Raw genomic sequence first — 16,139 nt, 5'->3', positions numbered from 1 at the left:
AACAGATACTGTTGCATCCCACAGGATACCTAGTTGATAATCAACGAACTTTGTTAAGTATATTCGTGCAACCTGTCTGGCAGTACCATTTGCCGAGTTGCAACACAAAGAAAATAAAAATGTTCTAACTTCAACAGTTTCAATGCTATTTTTTAACCAAATACACTAAGTTTATATTGAGTTTCTATCTGTACAGCAAACAATCTATTAAGAAGTTATTAACCCTTCATCTTATGGCTAACTGGTTAATTATTCGTTTCCTGGCAAAAAAAGTCGACAAATTCCGCTATTTTCTTGAAAGTCAGGCATTTGGCGTATGCACGCGATTAGGAGAGAAGATGAGTATATCAGCCAGCAGCATTCGCCTGTATTTCATTTATACCTCATTCCTGACGATGGGTTCGCCGGTTATTCTTTACCTGATACTGGCTTTCTGGATGGAAATCAATAAACACCTGCGTCGTCATGCCCACCCAACCGTTTGGGAACTGTAATGCGGTAATCAGGAGTGAACAATGAAGCGTATAGACTAATTTGCATTAATTTAGTCTATACGCTTCATTGTTCACCGCTTATCTCCCCAAACGTCTTTTTATCCTCCGCAAAATACTGCCAGACGATACTTTTTGGATAAAGCGATACAGTAGTCGTTTGCTGCTTTTTCAAGAACCGACGCTGCCGATGCAGTTGCGGCAATGCGCCATAGAAAGCAAAGTGTGCCCGTAGAATAGCCCATATATCCGGCCACTGTCCGACTATCATGAAGAGAAGCGACGATGCACCGTCCAGCACCAGGCGCAGAAGTATTTTAGGCCATAGCCACCCGTCGCTCGGCCAGTTTTTGTACAGCATAAATAAGCTGTTACGGTAATTCAGGAACGTTTTCTGGGGATTGGATTTGTGGAGCGTACCACCTCCAACGTGGTAAACCGTCGATTGTCCGCAGGCCCACACTTCATAGCCAAGTTGCTGGACGCGCCAGCACCAGTCTATCTCTTCCATGTGGGCAAAAAAGGAAGCATCGAACCCACTCACCCGATGAAACACCTCGGCCCGTATAAACAGGCAGGCCCCCGTTGCCCAGAACACCCGTCGATTATCATCATACTGCCCGTTATCGGTCTCGAAAGTGGCAAACACGCGTCCCCGGCAAAAAACGTAGCCCATCCAGTCAATAAAGCCACCAGCAGCACCTGCATGTTCAAATAACGAACGCTCACTGTAAGACCGGATTTTAGGCTGGCACGCAGCAATGGCAGGATTCGCCTTCAGCAAGGCCAGCATGGGCGACAGCCAGCCGGGTGTTACCTCAATATCGGAGTTAGGGAGCACATAGTACATAGCTCCCCCATACTGGGTTCTGATGATATCGAGTGCCCGATTGTACCCACCGGCATAGCCTTCGTTTTGGGGAAGTTCGATGACCCGCACGGAGGAGAACGTCGTTTTCAGGTAGGCTACCGATGAGTCGGTGGAGGCACTATCGGCTACGTAAACCGGATGCCCATCGGCATTGGCCAGCACAAGCGGCAGGAATTTGGCTAAAAACGGTTGCCCGTTGTAGTTAAGAATAACAATGGCGAGGATATCCACGTACTGCGTTTCGCAATTTTTGCGTCGATTAATTGTGTACGCCACGACGATCACTATCCAACTCAACGAACAGACCGACTGGCATTACGACACAAACGTACAAACTATTTATGGCATCAGCCCATCCAGATTCAGACCAGGGATATTGGGCAATAAGCCTTCGGTAGCCTGACGCAGATGTTCGCGGGCTTTCGTTTCAATATTGCCCATCGCTTTATTGGTAGCAGCTACAATGAGGTCCTGTAACATTTCGCGATCATCGGGCCGGATCAAGTCAGGGTCGATCTCAATTCTCAGGACATTTTTAAGACCATTGACCGTTACTTTCACCAAACCGGCACCCGATTCGCCCGTTTCGGTAATTGTACCGAGCGTTTCCTGAGCATCTTTCATGCGGGATTGAACTTCCTTCATTTTCCCGAACATATCCATCATATTCATATGCTTTATAGTTAGTGAGTCAATCCGTTGATTAGTCTGTCAGTTGATTAGTTTTTACCGACTAACTCACTAACTAATCAACTGACTGTGTTTATCTGACTAACAACACCGCACCCGTACGAACAGTTTGGAAACTGGTCAGATCAGTTACTTCGATCCGGTACATATATTGCCCCTGCTCGGCCAGTTGCCCCTTTATTCGGCCATCCCAGCCCTGGGTTTTGTCGGTTGTTGTATACACTACCTCACCCCAGCGGTCATAGATAATCATTTTGTACTGGTCAAAATAGATACCTTTTGCTAGGAAGGTATCATTCAATCCATCGCCATTCGGCGAAAAAGCGTCGGGGACCAGAATTTTTGCTTCCCGACGGAAGGTAAAGAAGTTGGAGTAACTAATTGTCCCGTTGGTAGACACAGCAATAATGCGATACCGCTGCGACTGCAGGTTGGGGTCGTTAGGGTCGGGTTCGTAATGGGTGTTGCCACTAATCGGAATTTCGCGTTTGGTTCCGTTTAATGAATCGACTACTTCCAGAATATAGTTGTCGACCAGTTCCGGAGTGAAGGGGGAATCGACAGTCCAGTCAACTCCCTTGTTCGACTTTGACGACAGAAGTACGGTACAAACCGGCTTCGACGGCACGGATGTCAATCCGCAGTTACTCTGATAAGCCACCTGGTAGCAATACGAACTGGCCAACGGGTTGGCACTGTCATCCACAAATGTATTTTTGTTGGCCACTGTACCCACCTGCTGGAAGGGTCCCGACGGGCCGGTTGACCGGCTAATGACGAGGGTATACGTCAGGGGGGCACCCGTTGTGGGGAGGGCCGCAACCAGACGCGGACGGTTGTTTTCGATGGATACTACCACGCTGCCCAGGCTATCGGGCGCATTACTGTTGATTCCCGTTGCACAGATGGGTTGCGACGTGATAATTGTTGGTCCGGCAGTGGCTTCAAGCGAATAGCAGTACTGCGTACCACAAGTGATATTATTGGCATCAACGTACGTTCCGGTAGTCCGGTTGGTTACCTGTCCGTTGACACTTCCGTTGCGGTAAACCCGGTAAAATCGAAACTGCGAAGCGGTACCCGCGTAGGATTGCCAGCTCAGATTGTTCTGTTTATTGGCTGCTGTTACGCTGAGTACCAGGCTGCACACCTCATCCGACGACAGGCCGGCGGTACTACAGGCATCCTGCGCCACTACCTGAAAACATTGCACCTGCTTGGCATCTGCCTGCACCGAGAAGGTACCGGAACCGGACCCTTTCTGGCTCGTTGCGACATAGGTTCCATTTACTTTCTGATAAAGCTGCACGGATAAACCGGAGCCAGCTTGGTAGGTAATGTCAATGGCATTATCGCTGGTGGTTTTCAGCGCCGTAATAATGGGCTGCGTTGCCGCCGATGTAACCGTAATGGGGGGAGCAGTTGTTATCGTTGATCTGCAACTTGCCGGGGCACTATAAATACCCTGCACAGTTATCGTGTACGAGCCGGCGTTGGTGTACGTATGGGATAAATCGACCGCCACATCGGCCCGCGTTTTCTGCTCCCGTACCCCATCACCCCAGTAAATCTCGTAACTATCATACTGCCCCAGTGTGGATGCATCGACTGTAACCGTAGCCCGCCGGCCCGAACACCCCTTCGCTGTGAACTTAACCGGATCAACGGGTAACACCACCACTTCCCGACACAGAATAGTACCGGTAGCCGCCCCACCACCACTTCCAACCTGCACTACGGTGTACGAGCCGGGAGCCGTATAGGAAAACGTTTTGGTAGATGACAGGGTAATTTTATCAACCGAACTCTTGCCATCGTACTGAAAATTGTACCCGGCATTGATGATGGCAGACGGTGCAGTAATGGTGATGGGAGAACCAACGCACACTTTCGCTTTGTCGATGGAAAAGCTACCGGGATACTGTGGATTGATACAAACATTCTGGGCCTGAACCTGTAAGAATCCGCTCAACAGTACTAATATGGCCAGCGTTGATACTGTTCGGTAAGCCAATTTATCGGCTTTCACCCCAATATCAATCAGCACCAATGGTAAAATTTGCACAGAGGGTAATTTTTTATCGTTCGTATAAAGTTACGTCGTTTCTTACTTTGTAGAAAACGGCTTAACAGACATTTTCGCATCTGGCGAAACGTATCTTTCTCTAAATCAGTTTTCAACCAAACAGTGCCTGTTTCCAATCGTCCTGTACGATTGGAGAATGAGCCATCAACGGCAAATGTACAGGTACAGACACGTATAGACGCAAAGAGATGAGCAATAATAGTACCAACTCCGAAACCGGCGGGTCGCCTGTCGATTCGGGTCAGGGGTTACCGCAGGACGGGTTGACACCCATCCGGTTAGATCAAATTGAAGAGGCCATTGCCGATATTAAAGCCGGGAAAATAGTGCTGGTCGTGGATGACGAAGACCGCGAGAATGAAGGCGATATGATCTGTGCGGCCGAGATGATTACGCCCGAAATGGTCAACTTCATGGTTCGGGAAGCGCGGGGCCTCATGTGCGTTCCCCTCACGCAGGAACGTTGCGAAGAACTGGGACTGGATATGATGGTTACCAGTAACACATCGGTTCATACAACCCCCTTTACGGTGTCGGTTGATTTGTTGGGTAATGGCTGCACAACGGGTATTTCGGCTTCCGACCGGGCCAAAACCATCCAGGCACTGGTCGATCCGGCCACCCGGCCCGACGACCTGGGCCGGCCGGGGCATATTTTCCCTTTGCGGGCCGTTGAAGGCGGAATTATCCGTCGGTCGGGACACACCGAAGCGGCCATTGATTTAGCTAAACTGGCGGGCTTGTCGCCAGTGGGTGTGCTGATCGAAGTACTGAATGAAGACGGTACTATGGCCCGATTACCCCAACTGCGGGTACTGGCCGACCGCTTCGGCATGAAGCTGATTTGCATTCAGGACCTGATTGCATACCGGCTCCGCACCGAATCATTGATTCATCGGGAAATTGGGGTTGATATGCCGACCAAATGGGGTCATTTCGACCTGATTGCCTACAAGCAGAGTAACACCGGCGATATACACCTGGCGCTCATAAAAGGAAAATGGGAACCTAACGAACCGGTGTTGGTGCGGGTTCATTCGTCCTGCGTTACGGGCGACATATTCGGCTCCTGTCGCTGCGATTGTGGCGGGCAACTGCATTCCGCCATGCAGATGGTAGAAGCCGAAGGAAAAGGCGTAGTCGTGTATATGTTTCAGGAAGGGCGCGGCATTGGTTTGCTGAATAAGCTGAAGGCCTACAAACTACAGGAAATGGGTCGCGACACGGTTGAAGCCAATCTGGAACTGGGTTTGCCAATGGATGCCCGCGACTATGGCGTAGGGGCGCAAATACTGCGTGACCTGGGTATTCGTAAACTGCGGCTTATCTCGAACAACCCCAAGAAAAGGGCTGGACTAATGGGCTACGGGCTGGAAATTATAGACACCATCCCCATTGAGATATCGTCCAATCCGCACAATGAACGGTACCTCCAGACGAAGCGCGACAAGATGGGACATACCATCCTGAAAGAACCAGTTAACCAGGAACAATAGCCGCTGGTTGTTGTTTATTGGTTGTCGTTCACGGCTGTTCGTCAACAGGTTGACCCCGTATGCTTCGTTGCTTTACGCTAACCACAAACTAACCACAATCCACTATGAATAAGCAATCATTCAAGGAACTCATACAGGGTGACAAACCCGTGTTAGTCGATTTTTATGCCGACTGGTGTGGTCCCTGCAAACAGCAGGCTCCTATCCTGAAACAACTCACCGAGCGGTCGGGCGATAAGGTTCGCGTGATTAAAATTGACGTAGATAAGGCTCAGGCAGCCGCCCAACAGTACCAGATTCGGAGCATACCGACCATGATTATGTTTAAAGACGGTAAGATTGTCTGGCGCCAATCGGGGGTGCAGCCCCTGCACACGCTGGAAGGCTTGGTAAAGCAGTTTGGGAATTAGCCTGCGCTATATCATCTTTTAAACAGACACGACCCGAATGCTGGCATTCGGGTCGTGTCTGTTTTTGTCAAAACTTATTTTTTTTCGAAATTTTGCAGGTTGGTCAACGCGATGACATTGATTATTTTCCACTGTCCGTTTAGCTTTTCCAGCACCCGGCTTTCTTTCGATGTCGTTTTTCCGTGACTATCCAACAGGGTTTGGTCGTACGTAACGAAGGCCATATTGCCATTCTGGTGAATCATATAGTTATCGTTTTGTACCGTAACCTTATCTGACACCTTTTTACTTTTGAACTGGCTGGCAAATTGTTTTTCCAGCTCGCTCCATCCTTTAATCAGCCTGAAATCTCCGCCATACAGGTTAGCAGCGAAGTTTACGTAAGGTGTATGCGCCCAGGCATTGGCCCATTCCGCTTTATCCCGTTTAAAAAAGCCTTCGGTTTCACTACGCAGCACACGCTTTATAGCTTCGTTGTCAGCCTGAGCCAACCCATTCATAACGGTACTTAATACCAGAGTAATTACTACCAGTGATTTTTTCATGACCGTAAGGATTGATGATACAGTCAAGATATAGCAACAAACTATAATAAACAATTATTTTCTTGCACTTTTATACTATCCCATAGATTAAGTGGAAGGTAAAATCAGTAATCCCGGAAAGGAGAAATCCAGTTGGCAGATTGATAGAGTGATAGTTGTGAGAAACCGACATAACGGCTGGTTAACTGCTAGTGTTAACCCGGCAGACTGGTGAGCCAATTTTCACCCGTGCCGCAACCATTTTTGCGTATACGGTGTCATTCTGCCAGATACCTAACTGACCTCGACTTGCTTATTATGCGTATCCTGCTCCTACTCTGTACCCTGCTCACTACCCGGGCGATGGCCCAAACACCCTTTTTGGAGCAACTGGCCCAACACCGGGAAACCTACAAAAAAGAGTTGCTGGATTCGGCGGGCGGCCCGCTGAAAGCAACGACCGATTTAGCGTACGTCCACTTCTACGAACCCGATTCAACGTACCGGGTAATTGCCGCAGTCGAGCGAACCGTAAACGCCGAACCATTCGACATGCCTACGTACAGCGGCAAAACGAAGGAGCATGTAGCCTACGCCGTACTGTCGTTTGTGCTGAATGGCAAGCCGCAGCAGCTAACCCTGTACCGGAGTCTGAACCTGATGAAGCTCCCTAACTACCGGGATTATCTTTTTCTACCATTCAAAGATGCCACGTCCGGCAAAGAAACGTACGGCGGTGGGCGCTACATCGACTTCCGCACAGGCGACATTAAAGACGGGCAAATAACGCTGGATTTCAACCGGGCCTACAATCCATACTGCGCCTACGAGGAAGGGTATTCATGCCCGATCCCTCCCGCAACCAACGTGCTGTCAGTTGCCATTGAAGCAGGTGAGAAAACCTACGAAAAAGACCATTGACGTACGAATCTCGCGGGTGCCATCATCCCCCTAACCGACGGACGAGCAGGGTATTAACCAACTCGAACAGCCCGGCGGGTTTGAGAGTCCGCCAATTGGCAATGTCGAGCGTGCCCCCAAAATTGATGTAGTAATCGAGGTGGTATTTTTTCCATTCCCGCTCAATGAAATCCGGCGAGTGGACGGCTGCAATCCAGCCATCCTCCACTTCCTCAAACCACTCCTCGTAGTAGCTATCATCGGAGCCGTGAAAATTGAGGATGTTCTCACTAACCAGGATAAAATATTTGATACCCTGCTGTAACAGCGGGTCTATTACTTGCCGCTTTAGGTACATAATGTCGTTGTGGAGCGTGTCGTTCCACTCGCCAAAGAGTTCAATTACTACAAACTGCCGGTCGTAATTGGCAAACAGAATTTTGCAGTACAGCGTTTCGGAGCCTATTTCATCCCAGAGTGGGTGAATATAGTAGCCGTAGATTGTGTTCTCATACTGCTGCATGTTATACTCCCGCTCATAAAACGGAGACTGCGCATCTTCCGATGCGGTATAGTATTTCTCCCAGCCATAGAAGGGTTCAATGTCCTGCATAATCAACTAATGGGGGCATGAGGGTAATGCCGGTTTTGTTATCCCAATCGCTCACATAATACATCGCAATAAAAGTTTTTGTTTGCTCTGGTGGATGACTGACCTATCCGTTCTGTTCATCGTCAATCTCCTTCTGTAGGCAACCGGCCTGCCAAACAAAGGTACATTACCCGTTGATTGTATGAAACAGACTACCACTCTACCGAAACTCAATCGGGGTGAAATCGTCCCCGTTCTGACCCAGGTCCGCCAGATGGGTAGGTCACCAGGCCATTGTTACCTGAGCGGTTAGACCCCATAGGCAGCAACCGGGCATTCTGACCGACACGCGTCCTCAGAACGGTTAATTCGGGAACAATCATTCCGGGTTGAACGTATGTAGAGAAGTACCTTTCTTTGAGTTTATGACTCGCCGACAGCATTTCGTTATTATCCTGATTTTGGGGGCACTCTCTACCGTCAGTCCCTTTTCCATCGACATGTACCTGCCGGGTTTTCCGGCCATTGCCCGCGATCTTCACACTTCCATTTCCCAGGTTCAGCTATCCCTAACGGCGTACCTGGTCGGTATTTCTATCGGGCAACTGTTGTACGGCCCCCTGCTGGACCGGTATGGCCGGAAACGGCCCTTGTACGCGGGTTTGGTCGTTTACCTGCTGGCGTCTATCGGTTGCGCGTTCAGCACATCCATAGAAACGCTGATTGCCATGCGGCTACTTCAGGCACTGGGCGGTTGTGTGGGGCTGGTGGCGGCACAGGCACTGGTGCGGGATTTATTTCCGGTTTCGCAGATTGCACAGGTTTTTTCGCTGCTTATTCTCGTCATCGCCGTTTCGCCCATGATTGCTCCAACCATTGGTGGTTACGCTACTGTGGCGTTCGGCTGGCATTCCATTTTCCTTATCCTGGCCGTCATTACCGCTTTTATGCTGGTTGGTATCTATTTTGCCCTGCCCGATGGCCGACAGCCGGATGCTTCCCTATCGCTGCGCCCGCAGGCAGTACTGGGAAGTTTTCTTACCGTTATAAAGCAGCCTCAATTTCTGATTTATACGCTGGTTGGTGGCATTGCTACGTCAGCCCCCTTCGCCTATCTGGCGGGTTCGTCCGATGTGTTCATGAATATTTATCACGCCAGTGCGCAGGAGTACGGCTGGATTTTCGCGCTCATGACCATCCCACTAGTGGCACCAACGCAACTAAACCGTTTTTTCCTGAAACGATACAGCAGCGAGCAGATCATTCTGGTTACGCTCACGTATCAGTCAGTCGTTGGGCTATTGATGGTCCTCGGCACCTGGGCGGGGTGGTTTGGCGAGGTTGGCCTGATTGGGATGTTGTTTCTGTTCCTGGCCGGACAGGGCGTAACCGGCCCTAATGCCGCAGCCTTGTCTCTGGCTCCGTTTACGCGGCATGCCGGTAGCGCGGCCGCACTGATGGGTAGTTTCCGGATGGGTTTTGGCGCACTGGTTTCGGCTACGGTCAGTTTTCTGCACAACAATACTGCCATACCGATGGTAGGCGTCATGACAGGTTGCGTTGTGGGCGGACTGGCTGTCCTGCTCATTGGGCAGCGGGTCGTTCAGTATCGGCTTACACACCGAAGCAGCCATGAGCCACTGACGGAGGTTGTGTTGTAGGATAAAAGAAACAGGACTCCAAGCTTCCTTACGATTGATCATCAATCGGGCCGTATTTGGCTTCGCGAATAGCGATCCACTCCCTGGCAGTACCACCTTTGGAGAAATGATCTTCTTCATCCTGGATTTCCTGATCCCAACTGAACTCGACCGTAAACTGACCCTGAGCTGTCAGGTCAATCTGTAGTCGGTTGGCGGGTGGCTCTCCCGCGGTTTTCCGTTGCAGATACAATTCCTGGACGGCTTCGGTGGCTTCATCCGGGAAATCGGTAGATAAAACGTCCAGTTCACCCGCCGGGGTCAGGTAATGACCATCCAGTTCCATCTCCAGTCCGTCAGACAAAAACTGCGCGTTCAGCCGGGCAATAGTCCATTCGTCCGGAATGATGGCACTGATGGCATCGGTCAGTACATCGTAAATTTCATTCGTTGTCATACGTCATAAAAGAGGGGTAATCAGAAAATAGTTCTGCCCGGCAGGGTCTGGTGAACCATACCGGGCAGAATAAAGAGACAGTCAGTACTAGTTTTTTACCTGTACCGGCAGGTCTTCCAACTGGGCATAACTTAATTTCCAGCTATCGTCTGCTACTTTTTTCCAGAGAAGGATGTAGTTCCCCTCACCAAAGGCGTGCGGATCGGCCGGATTGACCGGCATCACATCCACTGAAAACGTACCTGCTTCGTAAGCGGTCTTCGTATCAGTACCGGAGCTTACTACGTTCGTTTTCAGGTCGCTCAGAGTAGGCAGGGTTTCGCGTACCCACTTCTCGGCCACTTCCGCCTTTCCTTTGAAATGCGTGTTACCTTGCAGGAATTCGGCATCATCGGCCAGCAGATTCGTTATTTTGGCCGCATCCTTGTTGTTCCACGCATCAATAAACTGCCGGTTTAAATCCTGAATGTTAACAGTATCGGTGTCAGTGGTTTTTGAGCAGGATGCAAAAAGTGCAGCCACAATGAGCATACGGAAGAAGTTCATAGTTGTAAAATTTATAGTGAATGACAAAAAAAGTACACTGCCCCACGTAATCGGATGAGAGCAGTGTACCAGACCAGATAAGATTACCAGCTTTTCCGACGATACTCAGAAGTTGGATAGGGCGACAGTGGATCACCATACGTATCGTTCACCAGAAAGCCAGACTTGTATACGTAAGCAACCGGCTTACCCGCTTCCATCAGGCTTGCAGCCTGCATGTTGGGGTTATTGGCCGCTACCGTTGGGCTGGCGGCTCCTCCTGCTACTGAATTTGGTACGCCAGTTCGCTGAGCTACGGCCCGCGCCTGTTCGGACTGATTGGCAGTAGCCCGGTCGGCAGCGGCCTTTTCGGCCGCGGCTCTATCCGCAGCTGCTACGCGGGCTCTCTCGGCGGCAGCAACCCGGGCAGCTTCGGCCGCCTTCTTTTTATTGTCAATACGCTTCCCGATAGCATACCCGGCTGCTCCGCCCGCTACACCACCAACAACGCCACCAACCACACGATTCCGTTTATTGATGATGGCCCCGGCAGCAGCACCTGCACCGGTTCCGATGGCGGTACCCGTTGCCTGCGGGCTCCAGCGTCTTTTTGACTTCTTACCGATGGCGTAGCCGCCCGCTCCTCCAACGATACCACCGACAACACCACCAACGGCGCGATTACGCTTATTGATGGCAGCCCCTGCGGCAGCTCCGGTAGCAGCACCGATAACGGCACCATTGGTTCCGGTGCCCCAGCCTTTGATAACCTGAGCCTCAACCGGCTGACCTAGTATAGTGATTGCCAGCACAATTACTGTAGCAATCGAATTGGTCTTTTTCATAGCGTTTCTTAGTTTACGTGAGAACAATGGCTTTCAAATCCCAATTAACCTGATCGGTACGGCCATTGTTTTGCATAAGATTGTTTCTGCAACGGATGGTTTAACCGGACTGACACGTATCAACTTGTCAGGAAACAGAAAGATGGCAGATGACTGTATGTAGACGACAGGGATAAAATTGGTCACTAAGGCACTCTGGAGCCACGGAAGCCTCAAATCAGTACCCCTGCAAATCGAAGTCAGCCGCGTCAATCTGCTCCACCCGTTTGCCCATCTTTTTCTGGATGATATAAAAATGATGATCATCATCCGGGGTAATGAGCGAGATTGCTTTCCCTGCTGCTTCGGCCCGGCCGGTTCGGCCAATCCGGTGAACGTAATCTTTAGGCGAGCGGGGCAACTCGAAGTTAACGACGTAGGGTAGCAACGGAATGTCGATACCCCGCGACAGCAGATCAGTGGCAATCATCACGGTCAGCTTACCCGCTTTAAAGTCACGGAGTACCTCCGTCCGGATGCTCTGCCCCTTCTGACCGTGGATAGCAGCCGCCTGAATCCCATTCTTGTTGAGCTTAACGACCAGGTTGTCCGCCGTTCGGGTAGAGGACACAAACACCAGCACCTGCGTCATGTTGCCGGTTTTTATCAGGTAGCGCAGCAGTGGCCCCTTCCGCTCCAGACTGGTTTTGTAGGCTAGCTGGCTGATTAGTTCGAGGTTGGGGGCTTCTTCCTCGATGGCTTCTACGCGAACCGGCAACCGAAGCCACTTCTCGTTGATGTCCTGAATGGAGTCGCCTAGGGTGGCGGAGAAAAGAATCGTCTGCCGCTTTTTGGGGAGTCGGTCAAACAGCTGGCTCATCTCCTCATCGAAACCCAGTTCAAGCATTTTATCGGCCTCATCGAGCACCAGAATCTCCACGCCCGACAGGCGTAACGCCCGCTGCGACAGTAAATCCAGCAGTCGGCCGGGGGTGGCCACGATAATGTCGGCCCCGTGTACGGCAATCATCTGGGGGTTGATGGCTACCCCTCCAAACACCGCTACAGTTTTTACCTTCGGGAACAGATGTATGCTCAATTCCTGAAATACCCCGGCTACCTGCGCGGCCAGTTCGCGGGTGGGCACCAGTACCAGCACACTGGGGCTGGCCCCTGTCGCTTCTTTCGTCCGGTGAAACAGTTCCAGGATCGGCAGTACGAACGCGGCCGTTTTGCCCGAACCGGTTTTGGCGATACCCAATATATCCTTACCGCGCAGAATGGACGGAATGGCATCCCACTGAATAGGATATGGGCGGGCATACTCCTGCTCCGCTACGGCTTTTAGCAGGGGTTCCGATAGGCCAAGTGCCTTGAAAGACTGTTTATTTTTTTCCGCTCCGCTTGATGGGTCGTCCATATTTCAACATTTTTTCGGCTGCGTGATCGCGCCGGACGTTTACTTTCTTGTTTTTATCGAGTTTTTCGTGAAAAGCCGGACCGACATCCTCCCGTTTGGGGGTTTTGATATCCGGTATTTTCATGTACACGTTCGGCTTCTCCTCCTCCGTGAGCACGTCGGATATGGCCAGATGTTCCGGTAGGGGCAGCACCGGAATCGGGTAGTTCATCAGGGTTTCGATAGCCGCCAGTTTCTCTTCGTCCCGGGGGGTAATGAAGGCAATGGCAACCCCATCCACTTCGGCCCGGCCCGTCCGGCCAATCCGGTGAATGTAGTTCTCCGGCACTTCGGGCAAATCGAAATTGATAACGTGCGATACTTCGGCTATGTCCAGCCCACGGGCAATAATATCCGTAGCAATCAGCACGCGGTACACGCCCGACTTAAACCGGTCAACAGCCTCAAAGCGGAGATTCTGCGCCTTGTTGGAGTGGATGATACCTGTCTGCTCCGAAAAATCATCATCCAGTTGTTCGTGCAACTGATCGGCCAACTGTTTGGTGGCCACAAAAACCAGTACTTTGTTCATCGCGGCATCCTTACGGAGCAGCCGTTCCAACAGATTGACTTTCGTATGGAAGTTGGGCACCTGATAGGCCGTCTGGGCAATGTTTTCCAGGGGTGTTCCCACCGGGGCCGCTTCCACCCGAATGGGGCTGTTGAAAAACGTTTCGATCAGTTTTTCCACATCGGTGGTCAGGGTAGCGGAGAACAGCAGGTTTTGCCGTTTGGGGGGCAGGAGGTCCAGAATAATTTTCAGCTGCGTACGAAAGCCCAGATTCAGCATTTCGTCTACTTCGTCGATTACCAGTTTTTTAACCGCTTTCGCCTTCAGCACGCCACTCGTCAGTAAATCGACCAGCCGACCGGGCGTGGCCACCAGTATATCCATGCCCTGCAACACCTGGGCTACCTGCGGCTTCATGTTGACGCCACCGTACACCCCCACCGCCGTCAGGTTCAGGTATGTTGTCAGCTGATTTACCGTTTCCAGTACCTGTACCACCAGTTCCCGCGTGGGAACAATGATGAGCAGCTGGGGTAATTTCTCCCTGGAAAATGTTAACTGGCGCAGGCAGGGCAGCAAATAGGCCAGCGTTTTCCCCGTACCCGTCTGGGCCAGTCCGCACACATCCCGACCCGACATCACCACCGAAAAAACGTGTTGCTGGATGTGGGTGGGTGTTGTATAGCCCATATCATTCAGGGCATTCAGCAGGGGTTTGTTTAAATTTAATTCGTCAAATGTCATAATCAGGCTGTCGTCTACCAGCCCGCAAAGGTACGGCTAATCAGTGAGCTACCGTTATAACCTCCGCTATGTCAGGCTGATTGTGCGGTCGAAAGGGGTGAAACCGGTCACGTAAACGCTGGGGGCATCCATAGCGGGCAGCGCACCCCGTAGCTGAACATTTCTGTGGGTTGCCGGTTCGGGACCCGCCTGCTCTGACCCAAATGTGATAGTATCCTTTTTGACGGTGTACGAGCCGGAACCTGTCAGCAGGTACGCATTAGCCCGCGTCGGGTGAGCGGTGACCCCCGCGAACGTGCCGCCCGGACGAAAAATCAACTCGAGGTCAACGGGCACTCCGTCGGTTCCGGCGATTGTAATGCGGGCCTGTACCCCATTGGCCTGTTCGCTGATGGTTACCGTTGTCTGGAGTTTTTGCACTTCGCTCTGGGCCCGGTTGGTTCGCGGCATCTTTTCCCAGTCCCCATCGGGCGGAATCTGGTCGGGCGGGTAAGGCTGATAGTACGGTCCGTCCAGTGCCTGCGTGAGCACCCAGCTATCTCCCTGCTGTTCGATCTTTTCGGTCTGAAACTGCCCCTTGCCAAAAAACGAACTAGCCACCCGGATTCCCTGCAACACGGCATCGCCCTTATGAAAGGTTAGCCAGACGGGGTTAGCCGACAAAATGGTACTATCCCATCTACCGCGACGAATGCGCACCAGCCCCGAGTGGGGATAGATTTTTACGTAACTGGTGGGTAACAGCTTCATAGTTGGTAATTCCTGCCACAGGGTGGTGTCTTCCAGCAGGTAATCGAGCAGATAAACGGTTTTAGGCATGGCCGTTTTTTCAATCAGTCGGCACATGGCCGCCATCTCGCCGTCGTTGTCGTGAATCGCCATGTATCGGTAGGGCAAATAATACCCTTCCAGCGTACCCACCTGCGCTTTATCCTGCCGACCGGAAGCCTCCGAAACCACCTCTCCGTTTGCATGAACATAATACATGGTCATGGCCAGATTCCGGCGAACGTAACCCAGCAGTTCCGGCTTTTTCAGTCCTTTGGCTATTGTAATCAGCAGCCTATTGGTCAGGGGTGAGTATATTAACGTACTGCGCTCGTTGTATTGCCCGTCGCTGTCCATGTCGATGTGTTCGGCCAGCCACTGGTTTATCCGGTTCACGTACCGGGCATCCGGCCAGCGCTCGTTTAGTTTGGTTAGCGCTGCCGACACCACCCAGCGGTGATTAGGGGTATGGATACCGCCCACCGTCAGGGCCTCCCCCGCCCGAAGCAGAAACGTGTTGAATGTGACCAGCACGGCCTCCCGCTTGGGTGTACCCGACTGCTCCAGTAAGGTATAAGCGGGTACCAGCCGCTTCACGATAAAACCCGTATCGGGCGTCGAATGAAAATTGGTAGCGGGCAAATCGAGTGTTCCATCGGTATGCTGCGCCGTCAGCAGGTAGCCCAGTGCCAGGTCGATTTGCTGTAGTAAGTCAGCCGACTGGTAAAACGGCGACTCCAGGCAGGAAATAGCACAGGAAGCCCGACGAATGAAATCGGCCGTCGACTGCGGATTGGGGATGCCGTCCCCATCGGTTACGGCACCCAGAAACGGCCCGGCTTCGCGCACCCGATACGCCTGTATCGACGTCAGCTGCTGGTCGTTCAGGTGAATAAGGTCACGCAGCCAGTCGGGTTTTACGGGCAGGGGAACAACCGGCGAAAAAGCCACTGCGGGTAGCGTTGGCACCGCACAGAGCGCAACGGCACTGGCGCGCACAAAATTTCTTCGATCCATTGTCCGGGCATTTTAGGGCTAAAAGCGCGGTTGGCCCGGTATCTAATAGAACCGCTATTGGATGGGTACCGCGTTAAATGGCGGGAAACCAGTGATAGCCGGGTCAGGAACCGCCTTAACCCGGCGTTTTCCCT

The 16,139-nt window shown here is 51.6% G+C and carries 16 protein-coding genes; 5 read left to right on the top strand and 11 right to left on the bottom strand.

Going from position 1 to position 16,139, the window contains the following annotated elements:
- The first annotated feature begins 233 nt into the window (after nt 1-233).
- On the top strand, nt 234-494 hold the full coding sequence (locus B156_RS0127690; RefSeq protein WP_018623064.1) for a PspC domain-containing protein: 261 nt from the start codon (nt 234-236) through the stop codon (nt 492-494).
- Between the two features lie 64 nt (nt 495-558).
- On the opposite strand, the gene B156_RS0127685 is transcribed toward B156_RS0127690, so the two are convergent.
- The 3 genes from B156_RS0127685 to B156_RS0127675 all read right to left on the bottom strand — a co-directional run bounded on the left by B156_RS0127685 (nt 559) and on the right by B156_RS0127675 (nt 4,117).
- Complete coding sequence (locus B156_RS0127685; protein ID WP_018623063.1) at nt 559-1,593, bottom strand: glycosyltransferase family 2 protein; 1,035 nt, start codon at nt 1,591-1,593, stop codon at nt 559-561.
- A gap of 108 nt (nt 1,594-1,701) precedes the next feature.
- Nucleotides 1,702-2,034, bottom strand: coding sequence for a YbaB/EbfC family nucleoid-associated protein (locus B156_RS0127680; protein WP_018623062.1), 333 nt, complete (start codon nt 2,032-2,034; stop codon nt 1,702-1,704).
- A gap of 91 nt (nt 2,035-2,125) precedes the next feature.
- The gene (locus tag B156_RS0127675; RefSeq protein ID WP_018623061.1) at nt 2,126-4,117 is read right to left on the bottom strand and encodes a T9SS C-terminal target domain-containing protein; all 1,992 of its coding nucleotides are present in this window, start codon (nt 4,115-4,117) and stop codon (nt 2,126-2,128) included.
- Between the two features lie 209 nt (nt 4,118-4,326).
- On the opposite strand from B156_RS0127675, the gene B156_RS0127670 reads away from it, so the two are divergent.
- Together B156_RS0127670 and trxA are read left to right on the top strand one after the other, a co-directional pair.
- Nucleotides 4,327-5,634 (top strand): bifunctional 3,4-dihydroxy-2-butanone-4-phosphate synthase/GTP cyclohydrolase II, encoded by a 1,308-nt coding sequence (locus B156_RS0127670; protein WP_018623060.1) that lies wholly within the window; start codon nt 4,327-4,329, stop codon nt 5,632-5,634.
- Nucleotides 5,635-5,738: 104 nt separating this feature from the next.
- Nucleotides 5,739-6,044, top strand: coding sequence for a thioredoxin (trxA, locus tag B156_RS0127665; protein WP_018623059.1), 306 nt, complete (start codon nt 5,739-5,741; stop codon nt 6,042-6,044).
- Nucleotides 6,045-6,118: 74 nt separating this feature from the next.
- On the opposite strand, the gene B156_RS0127660 is transcribed toward trxA, so the two are convergent.
- Nucleotides 6,119-6,589 (bottom strand): hypothetical protein, encoded by a 471-nt coding sequence (locus B156_RS0127660; protein WP_018623058.1) that lies wholly within the window; start codon nt 6,587-6,589, stop codon nt 6,119-6,121.
- Between the two features lie 297 nt (nt 6,590-6,886).
- Here B156_RS0127660 and B156_RS0127655 point away from each other — a divergent pair, with 297 nt between their 5' ends.
- Nucleotides 6,887-7,489 carry a DUF1684 domain-containing protein gene (locus B156_RS0127655; RefSeq protein ID WP_018623057.1) on the top strand — a complete coding sequence of 201 codons (603 nt, stop codon included), beginning with the start codon at nt 6,887-6,889 and terminating at the stop codon, nt 7,487-7,489.
- A 22-nt stretch (nt 7,490-7,511) separates the two neighbouring features.
- Here B156_RS0127655 and B156_RS0127650 read toward each other — a convergent pair whose 3' ends face one another.
- A complete protein-coding gene (locus B156_RS0127650; protein ID WP_018623056.1) occupies nt 7,512-8,081 on the bottom strand; it encodes a hypothetical protein in 570 nt (189 codons plus the stop codon).
- A gap of 404 nt (nt 8,082-8,485) precedes the next feature.
- Here B156_RS0127650 and B156_RS0127645 point away from each other — a divergent pair, with 404 nt between their 5' ends.
- Entirely contained in the window at nt 8,486-9,721 is a 1,236-nt protein-coding gene (locus B156_RS0127645) for a multidrug effflux MFS transporter (RefSeq protein WP_026261103.1), read from the top strand.
- A 28-nt stretch (nt 9,722-9,749) separates the two neighbouring features.
- Here the strand turns inward: B156_RS0127645 and B156_RS0127640 are convergent, their stop codons facing one another.
- From B156_RS0127640 to B156_RS0127615, 6 genes are all read right to left on the bottom strand, one after another.
- On the bottom strand, nt 9,750-10,157 hold the full coding sequence (locus B156_RS0127640) for an antitoxin YezG family protein (protein WP_018623053.1): 408 nt from the start codon (nt 10,155-10,157) through the stop codon (nt 9,750-9,752).
- 87 nt (nt 10,158-10,244) lie between these two features.
- Nucleotides 10,245-10,703 (bottom strand): YybH family protein, encoded by a 459-nt coding sequence (locus B156_RS0127635; protein ID WP_018623052.1) that lies wholly within the window; start codon nt 10,701-10,703, stop codon nt 10,245-10,247.
- A gap of 83 nt (nt 10,704-10,786) precedes the next feature.
- Complete coding sequence (locus B156_RS0127630) at nt 10,787-11,527, bottom strand: glycine zipper domain-containing protein (protein WP_018623051.1); 741 nt, start codon at nt 11,525-11,527, stop codon at nt 10,787-10,789.
- 217 nt (nt 11,528-11,744) lie between these two features.
- Nucleotides 11,745-12,926 (bottom strand): DEAD/DEAH box helicase, encoded by a 1,182-nt coding sequence (locus B156_RS0127625; protein WP_018623050.1) that lies wholly within the window; start codon nt 12,924-12,926, stop codon nt 11,745-11,747.
- Nucleotides 12,892-14,220: a DEAD/DEAH box helicase gene (locus B156_RS0127620; RefSeq protein ID WP_018623049.1), complete on the bottom strand. Its 1,329-nt coding sequence runs from the start codon at nt 14,218-14,220 to the stop codon at nt 12,892-12,894. The genes B156_RS0127625 and B156_RS0127620 overlap by 35 nt, the downstream gene beginning before the upstream one ends.
- A 66-nt stretch (nt 14,221-14,286) precedes the next feature.
- On the bottom strand, nt 14,287-16,005 hold the full coding sequence (locus B156_RS0127615; RefSeq protein ID WP_018623048.1) for a hypothetical protein: 1,719 nt from the start codon (nt 16,003-16,005) through the stop codon (nt 14,287-14,289).
- Between the last annotated feature and the right edge of the window lie 134 nt (nt 16,006-16,139).

It is taken from the genome of Spirosoma luteum DSM 19990, from assembly GCF_000374065.1.
GTDB classification, from domain to species: Bacteria; Bacteroidota; Bacteroidia; order Cytophagales; family Spirosomataceae; genus Spirosoma; species Spirosoma luteum.
Note: the sequence above shows the minus strand (reverse complement) of the source record. Positions and strands in the feature narration are given on the sequence as shown.

Coding starts and splice junctions, on each gene's coding strand:
- B156_RS0127620 (WP_018623049.1), bottom strand. CDS start 14,220: ATGACATTTGACGAATTAAATTTAAACAAACCCCTGCTGAATGCCCTG.
- B156_RS0127670 (WP_018623060.1), top strand. CDS start 4,327: ATGAGCAATAATAGTACCAACTCCGAAACCGGCGGGTCGCCTGTCGAT.
- B156_RS0127660 (WP_018623058.1), bottom strand. CDS start 6,589: ATGAAAAAATCACTGGTAGTAATTACTCTGGTATTAAGTACCGTTATG.
- B156_RS0127655 (WP_018623057.1), top strand. CDS start 6,887: ATGCGTATCCTGCTCCTACTCTGTACCCTGCTCACTACCCGGGCGATG.
- B156_RS0127680 (WP_018623062.1), bottom strand. CDS start 2,034: ATGAATATGATGGATATGTTCGGGAAAATGAAGGAAGTTCAATCCCGC.
- B156_RS0127615 (WP_018623048.1), bottom strand. CDS start 16,005: ATGGATCGAAGAAATTTTGTGCGCGCCAGTGCCGTTGCGCTCTGTGCG.
- B156_RS0127650 (WP_018623056.1), bottom strand. CDS start 8,081: ATGCAGGACATTGAACCCTTCTATGGCTGGGAGAAATACTATACCGCA.
- B156_RS0127690 (WP_018623064.1), top strand. CDS start 234: ATGGCTAACTGGTTAATTATTCGTTTCCTGGCAAAAAAAGTCGACAAA.
- B156_RS0127640 (WP_018623053.1), bottom strand. CDS start 10,157: ATGACAACGAATGAAATTTACGATGTACTGACCGATGCCATCAGTGCC.
- B156_RS0127630 (WP_018623051.1), bottom strand. CDS start 11,527: ATGAAAAAGACCAATTCGATTGCTACAGTAATTGTGCTGGCAATCACT.
- B156_RS0127625 (WP_018623050.1), bottom strand. CDS start 12,926: ATGGACGACCCATCAAGCGGAGCGGAAAAAAATAAACAGTCTTTCAAG.
- trxA (WP_018623059.1), top strand. CDS start 5,739: ATGAATAAGCAATCATTCAAGGAACTCATACAGGGTGACAAACCCGTG.
- B156_RS0127635 (WP_018623052.1), bottom strand. CDS start 10,703: ATGAACTTCTTCCGTATGCTCATTGTGGCTGCACTTTTTGCATCCTGC.
- B156_RS0127645 (WP_026261103.1), top strand. CDS start 8,486: ATGACTCGCCGACAGCATTTCGTTATTATCCTGATTTTGGGGGCACTC.